Below are 20446 nucleotides of genomic sequence, written 5' to 3'. Positions count from 1 at the left end.
CGCTGATGCCGGCCGGGGTGGGTTCCGCTCGCCCGCGCTCGTGGGGTGCCGCTGCGCCCACCCGCGCCGCCCCAGTGGCACGACTGCCCGCAGCCGAGTAGCGCCCCGAAGGGGCGGGAGCCCCCACGCACCCGCACCCGGCACACACCCCACCCCACCCCCCTTTGCTCATCCGGCCAACCACCCACCCGCACCTTTGGCCGATCCGCACACCCCGCCGCCCCACCCCCTCCGCATCATCAAGGGCCATACACCCCGAGGCGGAGGGAACAGCGGTGGACACAGTGGGTACACGGCCGGAGGCCACGGCACGAGAAGCGGGCGGCGCACGTCGGCTCACCCGGCGCCAGCCGGTGCAACGGCTCGTCGGGGAGGCCGCCGGCAGCCCGCTCAGGCGGAGCATGGGCGTGGCCCAGCTGACGCTGCTCAGCGTGGGCGCCACCCTCGGTACCGGGATCTTCGTGGTGCTGGGGCAGGCCGTGCCGGAGGCGGGGCCCGCCATCGTCGTCTCCTTCGTCGTCGCCGGCGTCACCGCCCTGTTCTCGGCGCTGTCGTACGCCGAGCTGGCCGGCATGATCCCCGGCTCGGGATCCTCCTACAGCTACGCCTACGCCACCCTCGGCGAGCTGGTCGCCTGGGTGTGCGGCTGGTGTCTGATCCTGGAGTACGGGGTGTCGGTCGCCGCCGTCGCCGTGGGCTGGGGGCAGTACGTCAACGAGTTGCTCCAGCTCACCTTCGGCGTCACGCTGCCCGACTCGCTCAGCGCGCCGCCGGGGGCCGGCGGGACCCTCAACATCCCCGCCGCCCTCATCGTCGTACTCGCCATGGTCGTCCTGCTGCGCGGGGCCAAGGAGAGCGCCGTCGCCAACACCGTCATGGTCGGCGTCAAGATAGCCGCCCTCGTGCTGTTCTGCGCCGTCGCCTTCACCGCCTTCCGCGCCGGGAACTTCCACCCCCTCTTCCCGCTCGGCGCGGCCGGCATGAGCGCCGGAGCCGCCTCCCTCTTCTTCTCCTACATCGGGTTCGACGCCGCCTCCACCGCGGGTGAGGAGGCACGCAACCCGCAAAGGGACCTGCCGCGCGCCATCATCCTGTCGCTCGTCCTCGTCACCGCCCTGTACGTGCTCGTCGCCGTCGCCGCGCTCGGCGCCATGCCGTGGAAGCAGTTCGCGGGGACCGAGGCCACGCTCAGCGAGGTGCTCGTACGGTCCGTCGGCGGCGGGAACCTGTGGCCGATCCTGCTGTCCGTCGGCGCGGTCGTCGCCACCACCAGCGTGGTGCTCACCGTGCAGTACGGGCAGATCCGCATCCTCTTCGCGATGGCCCGGGACGGGCTCGTGCCGCCCCTGTTCGCCAAGGTGCACCCGCGCACCGGTGTGCCCCGCGCCAACACCGTGATCGTGTCGGCGTTCATCGCCGTCCTCGCCGCCCTCGTCCCGCTCGGCAGCCTCGCCGACGCCACCAGCATCGGCACGCTCTTCGCGTTCATGCTGGTCAACGTCGCGGTGGTGCTGCTGCGCCGGCGCAGCCCCGACACCCCGCGCTCCTTCCGGGTGCCGTTCTCGCCCGTCACGCCCCTGCTCGGCGTCGGCTTCTGCGTCTACATGCTGGGCAGCCTGGGCACCGACACCTGGATCGCCTTCGGGGCCTGGATGGCGGCCGGGCTCGTCGTCTACGGCCTCTACGGCGTCCGGCACTCCAAGCTCAACCTCGATCAGGCCCTCCGGGAAGACTCCGCATGACCCGCCTCGACCTCACCGCCGACGTCGTCACACTCACCCGTGCCCTCGTCGACCTGCCCTCCGAGAGCGGGCAGGAGGCACGGATCGCCGACGCCGTGCACACCGCCCTGCGCGCCCTGCCCCATCTCACCGTCGACCGGGTCGGCAACTCCCTCGTCGCCCGCACCCGCCTCGGACGCGGTGAACGCGCCCTGATCGCCGGGCACCTGGACACGGTCCCGGCCGCCGGGAACCTGCCCTCCCGGCTCGCCGGCGAGCGTGTGCACGGGCTCGGCGCCTGCGACATGAAGGGCGGCGTGGCCGTGGCCCTTCGGCTGGCCGCCACCGTCGCGGAGCCCGTCCGCGACCTCACGTACGTCTTCTACGAGTGCGAGGAGGTGGAAGGGGACCGCAACGGGCTCGCCCGGATCGGCGCCGAGCGGCCGGACCTGCTGGCCGACGCCCAACTCGCCATCCTCATGGAGCCCTCCGACGCGGGTGTGGAGGCCGGCTGCCAGGGCATCCTCACCGCCGACATCGTGGTCAGGGGCGCCCGCGCCCACACCGCCCGCGCCTGGCAGGGGGTCAACGCCGCCCACAAGGCCGGCCTGGTCCTGCGACGGCTCGACGCACACCGGCCCGAGCGGGTCCTCGTCGACGGACTGGAGTACCGCGAAGGGCTCAGTGCCGTCGCCGTACGGGCCGGGGTCGCCGGGAACGTCGTACCCGACGAGTGCGTCGTCACCGTCAACTGCCGCTTCGCGCCCAGCCGTTCACCGGAAGAAGCCGAGGCGTACGTGCGCGCGCTCTTCCCGGAGTACGAGGTGCGCGTCACCGAGATCGTCGGCGGTGCCCTGCCGCATCTGGACCGGGTCGGCGGCCTCGTCGCCGCGCTCGGCGCCGAGCCGCGACCCAAGCTCGGCTGGACGGACGTCGCCCGGTTCGCCGCGCTGGGCGTGCCCGCGCTCAACTACGGCCCCGGGGACCCCTCCCTCGCCCACACGGCGGGGGAGTACGTGCCCGTGGCGCACCTGCGCACATGTGAGGAGCGGCTCAGGGCGTGGCTGAGCTGAGGCCCGCCAGCGCCCGCAACTGGAGCCAGAGCACCAGCCGTTCGTCGGGGTCGTCCAGGTCGACCCCGGCGTGCTGCTGGAGCTGCCTCAGGCGGTAGCGGCAGGTGTTGGGGTGCACGGCGAGGAGCTTCGCCGCGCCCGCCATGTCGCAGCCCGCGTCGAACCAGCAGACCAGCGTGCGGGCGTACTCCGTGCCGTGCGCGGCGTCGTACGCCAGCACCCGCCGCCAGGCGCCCGCGTTCAACTCCCGCCGCTCGCCCATCACTTCGGTCAGCCGCAGCAGGGTGACGCGGGCCCGTACCTCGTCCACGCAGGCCACCGGCAGCCCCCCGTCCAGCACCCGCAGCACCAGGTCGGCGTCCGCCCGGGAGTCCGCCAGCCCCGCCGCGTCCGGCACCACCTCGCCGAGCGCCGCCCGCACCGGCACCCGCAGCGCCTGCCCGGCCCGCGCCACGATGTCCTCGGCCAGCTTCTTGTGCCGCTCGCCGGAACCGGGCAGCACCGCGTACACCACCCCGTCCACCAGCACGCCCGCGTGCCGCCCGTAACGCGCCTCGCACTGCAGCCGTACGACGTCCAGCAGGCGCAGCGCGGTGCGCTCGGTGTCCGGGACGCCGGCCGTCGAGTCCAGCACGAAGGCCGCCACCCGGGCGAGACCGGCCAGGCCCAGCCGCTCGGCTGCCGTCGCCGCATCCACCGCCGTGCCGTCCAGCAGTCGGCGCAGCAGCTCGCTGCCCCGGTGCCGGGCCAGTTCCCGGGCCGCGCGTGCCCGCAGCAGGAGCAGGGCGGCCGTGGACGCGCCCTGGGCGAGGGTGTCCTCGGCGTCCGGGGTGAGCGAGCCGCCGTCGACCACCCACACCGAGCCGAGCGTCTCCCCGCCGGCCCGTACCGGCATCGCCAGGCGGGGCAGGTCGCCGGCGGACAGCGCGGGCAGCCTCAGCGGGCGGTCGGCGGCGAACAGGCGGCGGTACTGCTCGGTGTTCTCCGCGCTGGCCGGAACCTGCCGGCCGAGGATGCCCTGCCGGCGGTCCTCGTCCACCGGCTGCCCGGGGACGGTGGAGTAGGCGAGGATCCGCTGCCGTGGGTCCTCGACGGCCGTGGCCCCGCCGGTCGCCGTCGCGATCGCGTCGGCCAGCGCGAACAGGTCGCCGAGCCCGCTGTCGGGGGCGGCGGCGGTGGGCCGGGCGGCGATGGCCGAGGCCAGCAGCAGATGGACGTGGTGCCAGGCGGCGTCCTCGGCGACCGACAGCAGGGCCACGCCGTACGCCTCCGCCGCCGCGACCGGGCCGTCCGCACCGCGCACCACCACCCCGGTCAGCCCGGCCTCGGCCGCCGCCCGCAGCAGCGGCCCGGACTCCGCCGCCGGGACACCGACCGCGAGCAGCAGCGCGCCGGGCTGCCGGGGGAGCGGGGTGCGGCCGTCGTGGAGCACCGCCTCGGTCACCGGGACGGCCTGCCCGGCGGGGGTCGTGTGCAGGCGCAGGGCGGGGCCGCCGACGACGTCCAGGAGGTCACCGAGGGTGCAGGCGTCCATGAGGGTCCCCAGCGGGCTATTGGCGGATGGTGCAACGAACGTACGCGAGCGTTGGCCGCTCGCACAACACACACGGAGCCAGCTCCTTCGAGACTCGTGCCATGACAGCAGGAGTCACCCTCCGTACCGTCCACGACGTCGCCTCCCTCGCGGCCGTGGCCGGCTACTTCAGCGACGTCTGGCAGACACCCCGCACCGCCCCGCCCTACCCGGCCGAGGTGCTGCACAGCCTGGTGCACGCCGGCGGCGCGGTGCACGCCGCGTACGACGGGCAGCGGCTGGCCGGCGCGTCCGTCGCCGTCCTCGGCGCCGACCGCGGCACCTACTCGCTGGTGGCCGCCGCGGACCGGGGGCTCGGGCACGCCGTGAAGCTGGCCCAGCGCGACTGGGCCCTCGGTCTGGGCGCCCGCACCATGCGCTGGACCTTCGACCCGCTGGTCGGCCGCAACGCCCGCTTCAACCTGGCCAAGCTGGGCGCCACCGGCACGGAGTACCTGGTCGACTTCTACGGCCCGATGACCGACGGCGTGAACGACGGCGACGAGAGCGACCGGCTGACGGTCACCTGGGACCTGGGCGCGCCACCGGCGTCGTACGACATCGCACCCCGCGGACCGGTCATCGCCACCGCCCCCGACGGCGACCCCCTCACCCGCCGCGACGAGCGGCACATCTGGTGCCGGGTGCCCGAAGACATCGTCAAGCTGCGCGCCGCCGACCCGGCACTCGCGCTGCGCTGGCGGCACGCGGTGCGCGAGGTGCTGCTGACGGCCTTCGGGGAGGGGTTCCGGGCCACCGGGATGTCCCGCGACGGCTGGTACACGCTGACCCTCCCCCACTCTCGGCTGCGCTCGAGCGGGGGGACCCCCGTGGAGGAGGCCGCGTGAAACTGGAGCGCGTCGAGATCGTCCACGTGGCGATCCCGCTGGTCACCCCGTTCCGTACGTCCTTCGGGACGATGACGACGAAGGACACCTTCCTCCTGCACGTCGTCACCGACTCCGCCGAGGGCTGGTCGGAGTTCGCCGCCGACCCCGAGCCGCTGTACTGCTCGGAGTTCGTGGCCGGCGCCGAGATCGTGCTGCGCGACTTCCTGATCCCGCGCGTGGCGGCGCTGGGCGAGGTCACGGCCGCCGCCCTCGCCCCGGCCGTGGCGAAGATCAAGGGCCACGAGCTGGCGAAGGCGGCCCTGGAGACGGCCCTGCTGGACGCCGAGCTGCGCACGTACGGCATGCCGCTGGCCGTGTATCTCGGCGCGGTGCGGGACCGGGTGCCCGCCGGGGTGTCGGTCGGCATCAAGAACTCGGTGCCGGAGCTGCTGGACGACGTCGAGCGCTACCTCGCCGAGGGATACGTCCGCATCAAGCTGAAGATCGAGCCGGGCTGGGACGTGGAGCCGGTACGGGCGGTCCGCGACCGCTTCGGCGAGGCACTGCCCCTGCAGGTGGACGCCAACACCGCGTACACCCTGGCGGACGCCGAGCGGCTGCGGCGCCTGGACGAGTTCGGGCTGCTGCTGATCGAGGAGCCGCTGCAGGAGAACAACCTGCACGCCCACGCCCAGCTGCAGCAGCGCCTGCGCACCCCCGTCTGCCTGGACGAGTCCCTGCACCACGCCTCCGACACCGCCGCCGCGATCGCGATGGACGCCTGCCGGGTGGTGAACGTCAAGCCCGCCCGGGTCGGCGGCTACCTGGAGGCCCGCCGGGTCCACGACGTGGCGCACGCGCACGGGGTCCCGGTGTGGTGCGGCGGCATGCTGGAGACGGGCATCGGACGCGCCCCCAACCTCGCCCTGGCCGCCCTGCCCGGCTGCACGCTCCCCGGGGACACCTCCGCGTCCTCCCGCTACTTCGCCGAGGACATCACCGAGCCGTTCGTACTCCAGGACGGCCACCTGCCGGTCCCGACCGCACCCGGAATCGGCGTCGAGCCCCTTCCGGAGGCCCTGCGCCGCTTCACCCGGGGCCGGCGGGACCTGTACGCGGCATAAGGCACGGCTGGTGGTCACGTTAGATTGATCCCGTGCTCTCACGTCTCACGCGTCCCCAGGCCGTAGCCGTCTGCGCCGTGCCCGTCGCGGCCCTGCTGGCCACGGCGGCGTTCGCGCCGCTGCCGTTCTCGGTGGCGCAGCCCGGGATGACGGCGAACGTGCTCGGCGAGAACAAGGGCAGCCAGGTGATCACCGTCTCGGGCGCCCCGGTCCGGCGCACCAGCGGGCAGCTGCGGATGGTCACGATCGAGGCGACCGGTCCGGACGCCACGGTGACCCTCGCAGACGTGATCGGCAACTGGTTCCGCACCGACCGGGCCGTGATGCCCCGCGACGCGGTCTACCCGAGCGGCGAGAACGTCAAGGAGATCGAGCAGCACAACGAGGCGCAGATGAAGCAGTCCCAGGACGCGGCGACCCAGGCGGCGCTGAAGTACCTGGGGCTGAGCGCCGACAAGGTCGAGGTCACGCTGAAGCTCGCCGACGTGGGCGGACCGAGCGCGGGCCTGCTGTTCACCCTGGGGATCATCGACAAGCTGCACGGCGACGGCAGCGGCGGCGACCTCACCGGCGGCCGCACCGTCGCCGGTACGGGCACGATCGACGCCTCCGGCAGGGTCGGCGCGGTCGGCGGGGTGGCCCTGAAGACCCAGGCCGCCCGGCGTGACGGCGCCACGATCTTCCTGGTCCCGAAGGCCGAGTGCACCGACGCCAAGGCGGAACTGCCCAAGGGACTGCGCCTGATCCCGGTCACCACGCTGAAGAGCGCCGTGGACTCCCTGGAGGCGCTGGAGAAGGGGAAGGGCTCGGTACCGAGCTGCTGAGGGCCTGTCCTTGTCTAGGCGACCACCATCTAGGCGACCACCGGCTTCGGGGCGGCCGCGAGGCGCAGGCCGACCTCTACGAGGGTCCAGCCGACGCGGGCGCGCAGTTCGACGGGCGGCTTCGCCGCGGTGGCGAGCCGGTGGGCGTCGGCCTGGGCGCGGAGATCGGCGGCGTGCTGCTGGGCGAGGTCGAGCTGGGTCCGGAAGTACATGGCGTGCCCTTTCAGTCCGTCTCGATGGGGAACAGGTGCGTGTGGACGCGTACTTGCCCGGAGTCCGGGGTGTCCTTGCCGGGGACGCGGTCCCGGTAGTCGTCGATCAGGGCGTGCATCCTCTGGACGAGTTCGGCGGCCAGCTCGGGCGTGAGCCGTAGCGTCGCGTTGCTCATGTCGGAGGCGCGGGACCACTCCTCGGACCAGCGGTCCCGGGTGCTGAGCCAGGTGGACAGTTCACGGGCGTGGGTGTTCGCGACCTCGTGGAGGTACATGTCGGCCATGCCCCGGACCTCGGGGCCGGCTTGCCTGAAATCCTCGGAGTGGAAGGCGAGCCCCTGGTCCACTGCCCTCCACCACCGCTCCCGGCCCTTGCCGTGCTCCGGTGCGTCCTCGACGAAGCCGTGGGCGGCGAGCTGACGCAGGTGGTAGCTGGTCGCGCCGCTGGACTCGCCGAGCCGTTCGCCCAGTTGGGAGGCGGTGGCCGGACCGTGGTGCCGCAGGGCGTCCAGCAGCTGCATCCGCAGCGGGTGGGCCAGTCCTCTGAGTGAACGGGCGTCCAGTTGGCGGACCTTGCGCTCCTGCGGTTCCTCCGTCATGCGTACAAAGATAGCTATGCAAAGAGACCTTTGCAACGCGTCTTTTGCATCAACTTCTCTGCAAGTCCCCGTCCTCCCCGGCGGCCTGTTCCACCAGCGGGATGATCCGCAGCGGAACCGGGTTCTCCATGACGATCGCCGTGGAGGCGCGGACGATGCCCTCGAAGCCGACGACGCGGTCGATCACCCGCTGGAGGTCGGCGTTGGAGCGGGCCACCAGGCGGCACAGCATGTCTCCGCTGCCGGTGGTGGTCAGCAGTTCCAGCACCTCCGGCACGGTCGCCAAGTGGGCCCGGACGTCGGGACCCTGGCCCTGCCGGATCTGCAGCGTGGCGAAGGCCGTCACCGGGTAGCCGAGGGCCGCGGGATCCACCTGCGGGCCGAACCCCCGGATGACCCCGCTGGACTGCAGCCGGTCCAGGCGCGCCTGCACCGTGCCCCGGGCGACCCCGAGCCGCCGGGACATCTCCAGCACCCCGATGCGCGGCTCGCGCGCGAGCAGCACGATGATCCGCCCGTCCAGATGATCGATCGCCACGGCACCTCCAGGGATGGGCATCCTGTACAGAAAGACCGCCGATATGGCCGTATCGCTGAGCAGATTGCCCAGTGAACACGGAAACTATTGCGCACCTTGCAGGGCGGGTCCACGCTTCCGCTATGACGCAGACCACTCACCACACTCCCGACACCGCCCGGCAGGCCGACCCCTTCCCGGTCAAGGGAATGGACGCGGTCGTCTTCGCCGTGGGCAACGCCAAGCAGGCGGCGCACTACTACTCCACCGCCTTCGGCATGCAGCTGGTCGCCTACTCCGGACCGGAGAACGGCAGCCGCGAGACCGCCAGTTACGTCCTGGAGAACGGCTCCGCCCGCTTCGTGTTCACCTCGGTGATCAAGCCGAGCACCGACTGGGGTCACTTCCTCGCCCGGCACGTGGCCGAGCACGGCGACGGCGTCATCGACCTGGCCATCGAGGTCCCGGACGCCCGCGCCGCGCACGCCTACGCCGTCGAGCACGGCGCCCGCTCGGTCGTCGAACCGTACGAGGTGAAGGACGAGCACGGCACCGTCGTCCTCGCCGCGATCGCCACCTACGGCGAGACCCGCCACACCCTGGTCGACCGCTCCGGCTACGACGGCCCCTACCTGCCCGGTTACGTCGCCGCGAAGCCGATCGTCGAACCGCCCGCCCAGCGCACCTTCCAGGCCATCGACCACTGCGTCGGCAACGTGGAACTCGGCCGGATGAACGAGTGGGTCGGGTTCTACAACAAGGTCATGGGCTTCACGAACATGAAGGAGTTCGTGGGCGACGACATCGCCACCGAGTACAGCGCGCTGATGTCGAAGGTCGTCGCGGACGGCACCCTCAAGGTGAAGTTCCCGATCAACGAGCCCGCGATCGCCAAGAAGAAGTCCCAGATCGACGAGTACCTGGAGTTCTACGGCGGCGCCGGCGTCCAGCACATCGCGCTGAACACGGGCGACATCGTGCAGACCGTCCGCACCATGCGCGCGGCCGGCGTCGAGTTCCTCGACACCCCCGACTCGTACTACGACACTCTCGGCGAGTGGGTCGGCGACACGCGGGTGCCGATCGAGACCCTGCGCGAACTGAAGATCCTCGCCGACCGCGACGAGGACGGCTACCTGCTGCAGATCTTCACCAAGCCGGTCCAGGACAAGCCGACGGTCTTCTTCGAGATCATCGAGCGGCACGGCTCGATGGGCTTCGGCAAGGGCAACTTCAAGGCCCTGTTCGAGGCGATCGAGCGGGAGCAGGAGCGCCGCGGCAATCTGTGAGGCGAGGGCGCCGAGGCGGACGTAGGCTCACGGCATGGCCAGGATCAACGACGTGGGCGGCACGGTCGGCTTCGGCGCCATCGACACCACCGACGATCCCGAGCCCTTCCACACGGACTGGGAGGCGAGGGTCGCCGGCCTCCTGCTCGCCCTGCGCGCGGAGGGGCTCTTCTATCTCGACGAGTTCCGGGACGCCATCGAGTCGATCCCGCCCGCCCGGTACCTGACCAGCTCCTACTACGAGCGGTGGTTCACCGGGTTCCTCCGGGGATGCCCCGGCCTTCGGGCCGGGGAGGAATCGGACTCCTGCGGAGCGGGGCAGGGATAGCCGGATCGCCGTCAGGGCGATCCGGCGCCCCGCCCCGCACGGCGGTGATGCCGCCCGCAATGATCAAGAGCTCAACTGTCAGTCCGCTCGGGTAGGTTCGGATGCATGACGGCAGAGGCGACCACGAAGGACACCGAGCATGCCCGGTACACCTTCCGTGTGCGCCTGTCGAACACGGCCAGGCGCCGGCTCGAAGCCGAGTGGGATCGCTGCCGCTGGATCTGGAATGAGTGCGTCGCGAAGTCCCAGCAGGTCCACGCGCAGAGCCGGGCGACGGGCGAGAAGGTGACCTGCGGTCCGGGGCAGTTGGACAGGATGCTGACCGAGGCACGCAGGGCGACGCCATGGCTGGCTGAGGGCGCGAGCGTGCCGCAGCAGCAGGCGATACGGGACTTCGCCAGGTCGAGGGCGAAGGCGCTGAAGGACATCAAGGACCGGTTGCCGATGCACCGGCGGGCCGGGATGCCCAGGTGGAAGAAGAAGCGGGAGGCGCGGCCCAGCCTCAACTACACCAGGCGCGGTTTCCGCCTCAGGGACGGCCGCCTGCACCTTGCGGGCCAGGTCGTGCTGAGGGTGGTGTGGTCGCGGGACCTTCCGGCCGACCCGTCGAGTGTGCGGGTGTTCCAGGACACGCTCGGGCATTGGTATGTGTCCTTCGTCGTTGCCGCGCGGAGTGAACCGCTCGCCGCCACGGGGCGCGTGCTCGGGGTGGACTGGGGTGTGAAGGAGACCGCCACCACCACCGACGACGCCTACGATCTGCCGCATGCCGAGCACGGCAGGCGGGCCGCGCAGCGGCTGGCGAGGTATCAGCGGATGATGGCCCGGCGCCGGCCTCCCAAGGGACAGCCCGCATCCGCCGGCTACCGGCAGGCGCAGGCGCAGGCGGCGAAGCTGCACAAGAAGGTGGCGAGGCAGCGGGAGGACACCGGCCGCAAGTGGGCCAAGCGGGTGGTGCGCGGCCACGACGGGGTTGCGGTGGAGGACTTCAGGCCGAGGTTCCTGGCGAAGACCACCATGGCCCGCAAGGCGGCCGATGCCGCCATCGCCGCGACGAAGCGTGCCCTGTGCGAGATGGGCCGCAAGCACGGGCGGGAGGTCCGTCTCGTGCACCCGGCGCACACCACGATGGACTGTGCCACGTGCGGAGCGAGAACCAAGCACGCACTGCCTCTGTCGATGAGAACGTATGCCTGCACCGTGTGTGGAGCGGTGTCCCCCAGGGACAAGAACTTTGCCCGTGTGATGCTGGTCCGGGCAGGTTGGAACCCGGACGGTGCCGAGGGCGTAAGACCACCCGAGCCGCCGGCTCCGGCGGCGGCCTGAGCCGTAAATCCCCGCTCAGCCCTGGAGGGTGACCAATCCACTCCCTTCAGGGAGGGGAGCCTTCAACGTATGGGACTCCAGCGCGGAGACGCGCTACATGGTGCTGCCGAGACGGTCCGGGGACACCGAAGGGCTGAGCGAGGAACAGCTGGCGGTGCTGGTCACCCGCAACGCCCTCATCGGGACCGCCGCGCTCTGAACCCGGCCGGCGGGCCGGAGGGAGACGGTCGACGGGGTTCACAGGCGATGGCCCATGGTGCGACGCTGTGATCATGAGCCGTATCCAAGCCGCACCCGACGAGGCCCAGGGCAACCTCACCGACCGGCTCCTTTCGGGCCTGCCGGCCGAGGCGGTCCTCACCGACGCCGACGTCACGGCCTCCTACGCCAACGACATGGCGAGCTTCTGCCCGGCCGGCACCCCGGCCGTCGTCGTCCTGCCGCGCACCGTCGAGCAGGTCCAGCACGTCATGCGCACCGCCACCGAACTGCGCGTCCCGGTGGTCCCGCAGGGCGCCCGCAGTGGACTGTCCGGCGCCGCCAACGCCACCGACGGCTGCATCGTGCTGTCCCTCACCAAGATGGACCGCATCCTGGAGATCAGCCCCGTCGACCGGATCGCCGTGGTCGAACCCGGCGTGATCAACGCGACCCTGTCCCGCGCGGTCGAGGAACACGGCCTGTACTACCCGCCGGACCCCTCCAGCTGGGAGATGTGCACCATCGGCGGCAACATCGGTACCGGGTCCGGCGGCCTGTGCTGCGTGAAGTACGGGGTCACGGCCGAGTACGTCCTCGGCTTGGACGTGGTGCTGGCCGACGGCCGCCTGATGTCCACCGGCCGCCGTACCGCGAAGGGTGTCGCCGGTTACGACCTCACGCGTCTGTTCGTCGGCTCCGAGGGCTCGCTCGGCATCGTCGTCCGGGCGGTGCTCGCGCTCAAGCCCAAGCCGCCGCAGCAGCTGGTGCTGGCCGCTGAGTTCCCCTCCGCGGCCGCCGCCTGCGACGCCGTCTGCCGGATCATGGAGGGCGGTCACGTCCCGTCCCTCCTCGAACTGATGGACCGTACGACCGTCAAGGCGGTCAACGATCTCGCCCACATGGGCCTGCCGGAGACCACCGAGGCGCTGCTGCTGGCCGCCTTCGACACCCCGGACCCGGCCGCCGACCTCGCCGCCGTCGGCGCGCTGTGCGAGGCCGCCGGCGCCACCGAGGTGGTCCCGGCCGAGGACGCGGCCGAGTCCGAGATGCTGCTGAAGGCGCGGCGGCTCTCGCTGACCGCGCTGGAGGCGGTCAAGGGCACGACGATGATCGACGACGTGTGCGTACCCCGCTCGCGGCTCGGCGCGATGCTGGAGGGCGTCGAGCGGATCGCCGCCAAGTACGGCCTGACCATCGGCGTCTGCGCCCACGCCGGCGACGGCAACACCCACCCCACCGTCTGCTTCGACGCGGCGGACGCGGCCGAGTCTCGGCGGGCTCGGGAGTCCTTCGACGAGATCATGGCCCTCGGCCTGGAGCTCGGCGGCACCATCACCGGCGAACACGGCGTCGGGATGCTGAAGAAGGAGTGGCTGGCCCGGGAGATCGGCCCGGTCGGGGTCGAGATGCAGCGCGCCGTGAAGCAGGCCTTCGACCCGCTGAACATCCTCAACCCGGGCAAGGTCCTCTGAGCCCTCGACAGGGTCGCTCACCGGGCGAGCAGCTGGTCGAGCGCGTCGTCGATGCCCAGCTGCCCGCCCTCCGTCCCCGAGGGCACGGCCCGCAACGTCCGCTCCAGCCAGGCCGACACCTGCGGGACGGGCGCTTGAAGCAGCGCGTCCCCGTCCGGGGAGCTCAGTGCCATCAGCACGACACCGCGCCCCTCCGCGTTCGTCGGCCACACCCGCACGTCGCCCTGCCCGCACGGCCGGAACACGCCCTCCACCAGCAGCTCGCGGGCGAACGTCCAGTCGACCGGGGACGGGGAGTTGATGTGGAAGGTGATGTGGACGGCGTACGGATCGTCGGAGCGGTAGCTCAGCCGGGCCGGCACCGGGATGCCGCGCTCCGGCGACAGGATGAGCCGCAGTTCCAGCTCCCGCTCCACCACGGTGTGTTCCATGACCTGCGTGTCCTTTCCGCTCGGGGCCGCTCGGAACGGGCCCGCACCGGGGGAGAGGGGGCAGCGGCCGGGCCATTACGCGGGTCGGGGGAATTTTTTTTCGCGGACGTGTGAGAGCGGGGTGCGGCATTGCCCGGAAAGGGGTGGGTCCTGCGGGACTGGCGCTGCGGGCTGCCGCGGTCTGATAGATGTGGAGGCCCCCATCCCACCCCCGAGCAGATACGGGACGACGGACATGAGCGCCCCAACCCCGGCCCCAGGTGACGACAGGCCCCGCGAGGGCTACTACCCGGACCCGTCCATTCCCGGATACGTCCGGTACTGGAACGGCGCCTCCTGGGTGCCCGGCACCAGCCGCCCGGCGCCGAAGGACGGCGAACCGCTCGTCGCGCTGCCCGGTGTCCGCGCCGCGCCTTCGGCCGTGGAGGAGACGGGCCCCCACTTCTTCGACGAGGACCCGCAGCCGGCGCCCTCCGGCCATGACGGCCCCGGCACCTGGGCGCCCGACGGCCACGGCGGGTCCGGCGCCTGGGGTGCCGACGGCCGAAGCGGTGCGGGACACGCCGGGTACGGCGACCAGGGCACGGCGGGGCAGGCGGGCCCGGGCGCCGGTGGTCACGGGCCCGGCGACGGGCGGACCGCCTGGGGTGCCGACCCGCGGGTGCCCGCGGAGAGCCCGGCCCGGCCGGCGGGCCAGGCCGGCCGCCCCGACGGCGGGCCGGGGGAGGGCGAGGACCAGAACCCGGGCGGCACCTTCCTCTTCCGCCGGCCGGTCCCAGGGCCCGCGGCGGTCCAGGACGACGGCACGATGACGTTCCGCCCGGTACCCGGACAGGGCCGGCGGGGCGCCCAGCCCGCGTCCGGCCCCCAGACTTCCGGCGCGGAAGCCGGGGCGGGCTCCGGCTTCGGCCCGCACGGCGCGGCCCAGGGCCCCGCACCGCAGGCCGCCGCTGGAGCCGGGACGGGGACCGGCTTCGGCGCGCAGGATCCGGCTCAGGGCCCGGGCTTCGGCGCGTCCGCCTCCGGCGCGGGTGAGGGCGGCCATGACGCGGGTGCGCCCGGTGGCTTCGGGCCGCAGGGTCCCGTCGGCACACCCACCCCGCCCTCCGCCGCATCCCCCTCGAACCCCGCTGCCGCTTCCCCGGCCGCAGGCCCCGGCTTCGGTGCCGGCAAGGCCGCCGCCCGCGCCGCTGCCGCGCAGGCACCGCAGGCCCAGCCCGCCCAGGCGGCCGTGGCGCCCTCGGTGCCGGCGCAGGCCGGTGCCCCGGCCACCCCGGTGACCAGCGGGCCCGGTGGTGGCCAGGCGTCCTGGGCGCAGCAGGTGCACCAGCTGGCCGGCGGGGACGAGCAGCCGGTGGCGCCGTGGAAGCCGCCGGTGGAGGACCCCTTCCAGGCGGCCGCGCGCCGCCAGGCCGCCGCCCGCCCCGCCGGACTGAGCAAGCGGTTCGCGGCCCGGCTGATCGACACCGTGGTCGTGGGCGCCGTGACGGCCGTCGCCGCCGTACCGCTCGGCACCAAGGCCCTCGACCACGTCCAGCAGAAGATCGACGCGGCCAGGCTGTCCGGCCGCGAGGTCACCGTCTGGCTGCTCGACGGCACGACCGCCACCAGCCTCGGCATCGTGCTCGCCGTCCTGCTGCTCGCCGGCGTCGGGTACGAGGTGCTGCCGACCGCCAGATGGGGCCGCACCCTCGGCAAGAAGCTGCTCGGTCTGGAGGTGCGGGACATCGAGGCGCACGAGCCCCCGGCCTTCGGCGCTGCGCTGCGCCGCTGGCTGGTCTACAGCGTGCCCGGCCTGCTCGGCATCGGGATCCTGGGCGTGCTGTGGTGCCTGTTCGACCGGCCCTGGCACCAGTGCTGGCACGACAAGGCGGCGCACACCTTCGTCGCGGGCTGAGCGCGGGGCGCGGCCGTACCCCGTACGGCCGTCCGCCGGATGCGGAGCCGGGGCGTTCGCGGTCCACTCGGGCCATGAGCAGTGAACCGCCCCCCGGCTCCGGAGAGCAGCCCCCCGAGGACGACCCGTTCAGGAAGCGGCCCCCGTCGGACCAGGGGTCGGGCTCGCCGTACGGTACTCCGTCCGGCGGTGCCCAGCAGCCCCCGCCGCCCGGTGGCGGGCAGCCCCCGGGCGGCGGCCAGCCACCCCCGTACGGGAGCGGCGAGCCACCGCCGCCGTACGGCAACCAGCCACCGCCCCCGTACGGCGGAGAGCAGCCCCCTCCCTATGGCGGCGGACCCTACGGAGGCGGCCCCTACGGCACCGGCGATTACCCCGCCGACCCGCTCGCCGGTATGCCCCCGCTCGCCGGTAGCGGCAGACGGACCCTCGCGCGGATCATCGACATGATCCTCGTCGGGATCGTCGTCTGGCTGCTCACCTGGGCGTTCGGAGTACGTCAGTACCAGGTCAACAGCGGTCACGTCGAGGCCGCCAAGTCCGTGGGACAGTCCTTCATCGCGGCCGTGCTGTACGTCGCGTACGACACGTTCATGATGACCAAGTACGGCCAGACCCTCGGCAAGAAGTGGTTCAACATGAGGGTGGCGAACCTGGACAACGGCGCCACGCCCTCGATGCAGACCAACCTGATCCGCGCCCTTCTGCTGTGGGTGGTGTTCGCCTTCTGCTGTGGCCCCATCTGGACGGCGATCTGCGGCGGCTGGAGCTACTTCGACAAGCCCTACAAGCAGGGGCTGCACGACAAGGCGGCCAAGACGGTGGTGGTCAGCACCGGCTGAGCCAAGCGGCAGGGGTGCCCGTACGAAAGCGGCGGGCCCGTGGGATCACGGGCCCGCCGCTTTTCGTGTGGGCACAGTTCACAAGGCCGTGGACACCGGCTGCTCCTGGGATGCGGGCTCGGCGGTTTCGGCCGGTACCTCGGTCGTACGGACCTTCGGCAGCGGCACCGTCATCGCCACGAGCAGCCCGAGGGCCAGCGCCGCGAGGGCGATGACGGTGACCCCGAGGCCCGAACTCGTCTGGGACAGCAGCAGCATGGCGAGCGTCGAGAAGATCACGGTGCACGAACCGTAAACGAGCTGTGCGGCAGTCGGACGAGGCATGGCAATCGTGTCCTCGGAAGTCTTCGGGGGATTCTTCGGGGGGGTGTCGGGGGCGTGCCGTTCGACTCTCTTCGCGTGCATGCCCGAGCCGGACACCTGGTAAGCGTGACCTAACCCACGGTACAGGTGCACGGGGGGCGCACGGAGTCATGGGGTGGAGTCATAGGACGCCAGCAGGTTCGTAAAGCGAACGTCGGCTGCACCTAGTGGATTTGGCCAGAACAAGTCAAGACCTGTTTTTCTTCCAAACCTCTAGCCAAATGACGTCACTTGGCATGCGCCTAACAGACGCAGGGGAGGAACTCAAGTGACCGGCAGATCCTGAACGTTCAGAGCGGCCGCGATCGGTGTGAGCCTCGCGGCGGCCTCCGCGACGTTCGCCACCCTCGCCGTCGCGGAGGCGAGCACCCAGACCCGGTCGGCGGCCGTCAACCGGCACGACCCGGCCCCGGTGCGGCAGCGGGCACACGACCTCGACGGCCCGCTCAGCAAGACCCAGGAGGCCCAGCGCCGGGAGGCGCTGAACCAGCTCATATCGGGGAAGGTCAAGGCGCAGGAGCGGGGCGGCTCCAAGGTCGTGGCGCTCAAGAGCCGCAAGGGCAAGAGCAAGTACGTCGAGCTGAGCCGCGAGAAGTCCGACAAGATCTTCACCATCCTGGTGGAGTTCGGGGACAAGACCGACCCCAAGTACGGCGGCACCGCGGGCCCGCTGCACAACACCATCGCCGCGCCGGACCGCAAGAAGGACAACTCCACGGCCTGGCAGAAGGACTACGGCCAGAAGCACTACCAGGACCTCTACTTCGGCACCGGCAAGAAGACCGAGTCGCTGAAGAAGTACTACGAGAAGCAGTCCTCGGGCCGCTACTCGGTCTCCGGTGAGATCACGGACTGGGTCAAGGTCCCCTACAACGAGGCCCGTTACGGCAGCAACAACGCCTGCGGTCAGACCAACTGCCCGAGCGTGTGGAACGTCGTCAGCGACGGTCTGAACGCCTGGGTCGCGCAAGCGAAGGCGGCCGGGCGGACCGACGCCGACATCAAGAAGGACCTCGCCCAGTACGACCAGTGGGACCGCTACGACCACGACGGCGACGGTAACTTCAACGAGCCCGACGGCTATGTCGACCACCTCCAGATCGTGCACGCCGGTGAGGACGAGTCCGCGGGCGGCGGCGCCCAGGGCACCGACGCGATCTGGGCCCACCGCTGGTACGCCTTCGGCACCGACGCGGGCGCCACCGGGCCCGCCGGCAACAAGCTCGGCGGCGCCCAGGTCGGCGACACCGGCGTCTGGGTCGGCGACTACACCATCCAGCCGGAGAACGGCGGCCTCGGCGTCTTCGCCCACGAGTACGGTCACGACCTCGGTCTGCCCGACGAGTACGACACCGCCGGCGGCGACAATTCCACGGGTTTCTGGACCTTGATGTCCTCCGGTTCCTGGCTGGGCACCGGCAGGGAGTCCATCGGCGACCTGCCGGGCGACATGAACGCCTGGGACAAGCTGCAGCTCGGCTGGCTCGACTACGACACCGCCAAGGCCGGCACGCAGTCCACGCACAAGCCGGGTGTCGCCGAGTACAACGCCTGGGACAAGCAGGCCCTCGTGGTCACCCTGCCGGACAAGGCGGTCACCACCACGATCACCCAGCCCGCCGAGGGTTCGACCCAGTGGTGGAGCGGCAGCGGCAACGACCTGAAGAACACGCTGACCCGGCCCGTGGACCTGACCGGAAAGTCCTCGGCGAAGCTGGACCTGGACGGCTGGTGGGCCATCGAGGACGGCTACGACTACCTGTACGCCGAGGTGTCGACCGACGGCGGCGCCAACTGGACCGCCCTGGAAGGCACGGCGGACGGCCAGGCCATCCCGCGTGACGGCAGCGGCAACCCGGCGCTCACCGGCTTCTCGCAGAGCCACAAGAAGCTGTCGTACTCGCTCGACGCCTACGCGGGCAAGAAGATCGGCCTGCGCTTCCGTTACGCCACTGACGGCGGTGTCGCGGAGAACGGCTTCACGGCCGACGCGATCACCGTGACCGCCGACGGCGCCCCCGTCTTCTCGGACAACGCGGAGGCCGCGGACGCCGCTTGGACCGCGAACGGCTTCTCGCGGATCGGCGCGTCCTTCACCAAGGACTACAAGCAGTACTACGTCGCCGAGAACCGGCAGTACGTGTCGTACGACAAGACCCTGAAGACCGGCCCGTACAACTTCGGCTTCTCGACGACCCCTCCGGACTGGGTGGAGCACTACCCGTACCAGAACGGCCTGTTGATCTGGAAGTGGGACACCTCCCAGGCCGACAACAACACCAACAGCACCAACAGCCACCCGGGTACCGGTCTGATCCTGCCGATCGACTCGCACCCGAAGGCGCTGAAGTGGACCGACGGCACGCTGATGCGCAACCGCATGCAGGCGTACGACTCCCCGTTCAGCCTGTACGGCACGGACGGCATCACGCTGCACAAGGCGGACGCCGCGACGGTGATCAAGGCGTCGAAGGGGGTGCCGGTCTTCAACGACCACACGAGCACCTACTACGACCCGGCGAACCCCACCGGTGGCGTGAAGGTCACTGACACCAACACCAAGATCGCGATCGTCAAGGAGGCCAAGGACGGCTCGACGATCTTGCTCAAGATCGGTCCCGCGGTGAAGTAGTCAGCGTTTCCGCAGGTCAGACGCATATCGGCGGCAACCCCTTGGCGGGTCGCCGCCGATCGTGTTTAGGTGCGTCCTGTGGACCGCTTATTGACACCGACCGAAACGGGGATGTGACCGCATGGCCGCTGGAGGCTTCTGCAAGCTGCCGAACGGCACGGTCGTGGTGGCACTGAACCTGCCCTACGGCTCCGCCGGGGTGCGGGTACTGGTGCACGCCCAGAACCGGGCCCGGGCCCTGACCAGGCTCCGCAACCTGGGGTTCCGCGCGATCTACCTCCGGGGGAACGCGGCGCCTCCGACACCGGACGAGATCACGGCCGTGCTGCACCACCCGGACGGCCTGATATGGCGCACGGCCCCCACGGACACCGGTGTCATCGTGAACGAGCTGTGGCACCCCATCCGGGCGCTGCTGAGACCTCCGGCGGTTCAGCAGGGGTGACGCCGGCTGTGGGGGGCGGTGGCGCTGCGTGGGCGGTTGCGGGTGTGTTGTGGCTGGTCGCGCCCACGCGGCGAAGCCGCATGTCGATACGGCCCCGCGCCCCTTCGGGGCGCTGCTTTGCAGGTCGGCGGTGGTCGGTGACCGTCAGCCACTGACCACCGGCTTGCCCGTCAGCTCCACGGCCGCCTCTCGGAGCTCCTCCAGGGCCCGCTCCGTCGTCTCCGGAGCGACCCCCGCCGTCAGGTCCAGCAGGACCTGGGTCCGGAAGCCCTCTCTCGCCGCATCCAGCGCGGTGGCGCGTACGCAGTGGTCCGTGGCTATGCCGACCACGTCGACCTCGTCGATGTGGCGGGCGCGGAGCCAGTCGGCCAGCGGCGTGCCGTTCTCCTCCTTGCCCTCGAAGCCGCTGTAGGCCGCCGAGTACTCCCCCTTGGAGAAGACCGCGTCGACCGCGCCGGAGGCGACGGCGGGGGCGAAGTTGGGGTGGAAGCCCACCCCCTCCGTGCCCGCGACGCAGTGCGCGGGCCAGGAGCGGACGAAGTCGGGGTTGTCGGCGAAGTGGCCGCCGGGCGCGATGTGGTGGTCCCGGGTGGCGACCACATGGCGGTAGCCGGAGCCCGCCGCCTGGCCGATCAGCTCGGTGATCGCGGCGGCCACGTCCGCGCCGCCCGCGACCGCGAGGCTGCCCCCCTCGCAGAAGTCGTTCTGCACATCTACGACGATCAAGGCGCGGCGCATGGTGGGTGT

Annotated in this window: 20 protein-coding genes and 1 pseudogene; 14 read left to right on the top strand and 7 right to left on the bottom strand. The window is 71.7% G+C overall.

Going from position 1 to position 20446, the window contains the following annotated elements; translation table 11 throughout:
* The first annotated feature begins 275 nt into the window (after positions 1-275).
* Both ACIBJF_RS05490 and dapE read left to right on the top strand, forming a co-directional pair.
* Positions 276-1742: an amino acid permease gene (locus ACIBJF_RS05490; RefSeq protein WP_399172380.1), complete on the top strand. Its 1467-nt coding sequence runs from the start codon at positions 276-278 to the stop codon at positions 1740-1742.
* Entirely contained in the window at positions 1739-2794 is a 1056-nt protein-coding gene (gene dapE / locus ACIBJF_RS05485) for a succinyl-diaminopimelate desuccinylase (RefSeq protein WP_399172379.1), read from the top strand. The genes ACIBJF_RS05490 and dapE overlap by 4 nt, the downstream gene beginning before the upstream one ends.
* Here dapE and ACIBJF_RS05480 read toward each other — a convergent pair.
* The gene (locus tag ACIBJF_RS05480; protein ID WP_399172377.1) at positions 2775-4328 is read right to left on the bottom strand and encodes a PucR family transcriptional regulator; all 1554 of its coding nucleotides are present in this window, start codon (positions 4326-4328) and stop codon (positions 2775-2777) included. The two genes, dapE and ACIBJF_RS05480, sit on opposite strands and share 20 nt — an antisense overlap.
* Before the next feature lie 101 nt (positions 4329-4429).
* On the opposite strand from ACIBJF_RS05480, the gene ACIBJF_RS05475 reads away from it, so the two are divergent.
* From ACIBJF_RS05475 to ACIBJF_RS05465, 3 genes are read left to right on the top strand one after another with little or no spacing between them, the layout of a single operon-like run.
* Positions 4430-5215, top strand: coding sequence for a chorismate synthase (locus ACIBJF_RS05475; RefSeq protein ID WP_399172376.1), 786 nt, complete (start codon positions 4430-4432; stop codon positions 5213-5215).
* Complete coding sequence (gene menC / locus ACIBJF_RS05470) at positions 5212-6321, top strand: o-succinylbenzoate synthase (RefSeq protein WP_399172375.1); 1110 nt, start codon at positions 5212-5214, stop codon at positions 6319-6321. The genes ACIBJF_RS05475 and menC overlap by 4 nt, the downstream gene beginning before the upstream one ends.
* 32 nt (positions 6322-6353) lie before the next feature.
* Entirely contained in the window at positions 6354-7145 is a 792-nt protein-coding gene (locus ACIBJF_RS05465) for a S16 family serine protease (protein ID WP_399172374.1), read from the top strand.
* Positions 7146-7174: 29 nt separating this feature from the next.
* Here ACIBJF_RS05465 and ACIBJF_RS05460 read toward each other — a convergent pair whose 3' ends face one another.
* Genes ACIBJF_RS05460 through ACIBJF_RS05450 form a run of 3 tightly spaced genes read right to left on the bottom strand, consistent with a single transcriptional unit; the run spans position 7175 to position 8494 of the window.
* Entirely contained in the window at positions 7175-7357 is a 183-nt protein-coding gene (locus ACIBJF_RS05460) for a hypothetical protein (protein WP_399172373.1), read from the bottom strand.
* A gap of 11 nt (positions 7358-7368) precedes the next feature.
* Positions 7369-7956: an ArsR/SmtB family transcription factor gene (locus ACIBJF_RS05455; protein ID WP_399172372.1), complete on the bottom strand. Its 588-nt coding sequence runs from the start codon at positions 7954-7956 to the stop codon at positions 7369-7371.
* A 49-nt stretch (positions 7957-8005) separates the two neighbouring features.
* On the bottom strand, positions 8006-8494 hold the full coding sequence (locus ACIBJF_RS05450; RefSeq protein WP_351809167.1) for an Lrp/AsnC family transcriptional regulator: 489 nt from the start codon (positions 8492-8494) through the stop codon (positions 8006-8008).
* Positions 8495-8616: 122 nt separating this feature from the next.
* Between ACIBJF_RS05450 and hppD the strand changes: the two genes are divergently transcribed.
* The 5 genes and pseudogenes from hppD (at position 8617) to ACIBJF_RS05425 (ending at position 13089) form a co-directional block, all read left to right on the top strand.
* On the top strand, positions 8617-9762 hold the full coding sequence (hppD, locus tag ACIBJF_RS05445; RefSeq protein ID WP_399172369.1) for a 4-hydroxyphenylpyruvate dioxygenase: 1146 nt from the start codon (positions 8617-8619) through the stop codon (positions 9760-9762).
* A 34-nt stretch (positions 9763-9796) separates the two neighbouring features.
* Positions 9797-10090 (top strand): hypothetical protein, encoded by a 294-nt coding sequence (locus ACIBJF_RS05440; protein WP_399172368.1) that lies wholly within the window; start codon positions 9797-9799, stop codon positions 10088-10090.
* 105 nt (positions 10091-10195) lie between these two features.
* Complete coding sequence (locus tag ACIBJF_RS05435) at positions 10196-11416, top strand: RNA-guided endonuclease InsQ/TnpB family protein (RefSeq protein WP_399172366.1); 1221 nt, start codon at positions 10196-10198, stop codon at positions 11414-11416.
* A gap of 67 nt (positions 11417-11483) precedes the next feature.
* Positions 11484-11615: pseudogene (locus ACIBJF_RS05430) on the top strand (nitrile hydratase subunit alpha); the annotation flags it as partial.
* Between the two features lie 67 nt (positions 11616-11682).
* Entirely contained in the window at positions 11683-13089 is a 1407-nt protein-coding gene (locus ACIBJF_RS05425) for an FAD-binding oxidoreductase (RefSeq protein WP_399172364.1), read from the top strand.
* A gap of 17 nt (positions 13090-13106) precedes the next feature.
* On the opposite strand, the gene ACIBJF_RS05420 is transcribed toward ACIBJF_RS05425, so the two are convergent.
* Positions 13107-13520: an SsgA family sporulation/cell division regulator gene (locus tag ACIBJF_RS05420; protein ID WP_399172363.1), complete on the bottom strand. Its 414-nt coding sequence runs from the start codon at positions 13518-13520 to the stop codon at positions 13107-13109.
* A 235-nt stretch (positions 13521-13755) separates the two neighbouring features.
* Between ACIBJF_RS05420 and ACIBJF_RS05415 the strand changes: the two genes are divergently transcribed.
* Both ACIBJF_RS05415 and ACIBJF_RS05410 read left to right on the top strand, forming a co-directional pair.
* Positions 13756-15417, top strand: coding sequence for an RDD family protein (locus ACIBJF_RS05415; RefSeq protein ID WP_399172362.1), 1662 nt, complete (start codon positions 13756-13758; stop codon positions 15415-15417).
* 74 nt (positions 15418-15491) lie between these two features.
* A complete protein-coding gene (locus ACIBJF_RS05410) occupies positions 15492-16259 on the top strand; it encodes an RDD family protein (protein WP_399172361.1) in 768 nt (255 codons plus the stop codon).
* 78 nt (positions 16260-16337) lie between these two features.
* On the opposite strand, the gene ACIBJF_RS05405 is transcribed toward ACIBJF_RS05410, so the two are convergent.
* Positions 16338-16538 (bottom strand): hypothetical protein, encoded by a 201-nt coding sequence (locus ACIBJF_RS05405; protein WP_399172360.1) that lies wholly within the window; start codon positions 16536-16538, stop codon positions 16338-16340.
* Positions 16539-16932: 394 nt separating this feature from the next.
* On the opposite strand from ACIBJF_RS05405, the gene ACIBJF_RS05400 reads away from it, so the two are divergent.
* Together ACIBJF_RS05400 and ACIBJF_RS05395 are read left to right on the top strand one after the other, a co-directional pair.
* Positions 16933-19254 carry an immune inhibitor A domain-containing protein gene (locus ACIBJF_RS05400; protein WP_399172359.1) on the top strand — a complete coding sequence of 774 codons (2322 nt, stop codon included), beginning with the start codon at positions 16933-16935 and terminating at the stop codon, positions 19252-19254.
* 121 nt (positions 19255-19375) lie between these two features.
* On the top strand, positions 19376-19699 hold the full coding sequence (locus ACIBJF_RS05395) for a hypothetical protein (protein ID WP_399172357.1): 324 nt from the start codon (positions 19376-19378) through the stop codon (positions 19697-19699).
* 144 nt (positions 19700-19843) lie between these two features.
* Here the strand turns inward: ACIBJF_RS05395 and ACIBJF_RS05390 are convergent, their stop codons facing one another.
* Positions 19844-20437: a nicotinamidase gene (locus ACIBJF_RS05390; RefSeq protein ID WP_399172356.1), complete on the bottom strand. Its 594-nt coding sequence runs from the start codon at positions 20435-20437 to the stop codon at positions 19844-19846.
* Between the last annotated feature and the right edge of the window lie 9 nt (positions 20438-20446).

Source organism: Streptomyces sp. NPDC050743, from assembly GCF_044456925.1.
Lineage (GTDB): Bacteria > Actinomycetota > Actinomycetes > Streptomycetales > Streptomycetaceae > Streptomyces.
Note: the sequence above shows the minus strand (reverse complement) of the source record. Positions and strands in the feature narration are given on the sequence as shown.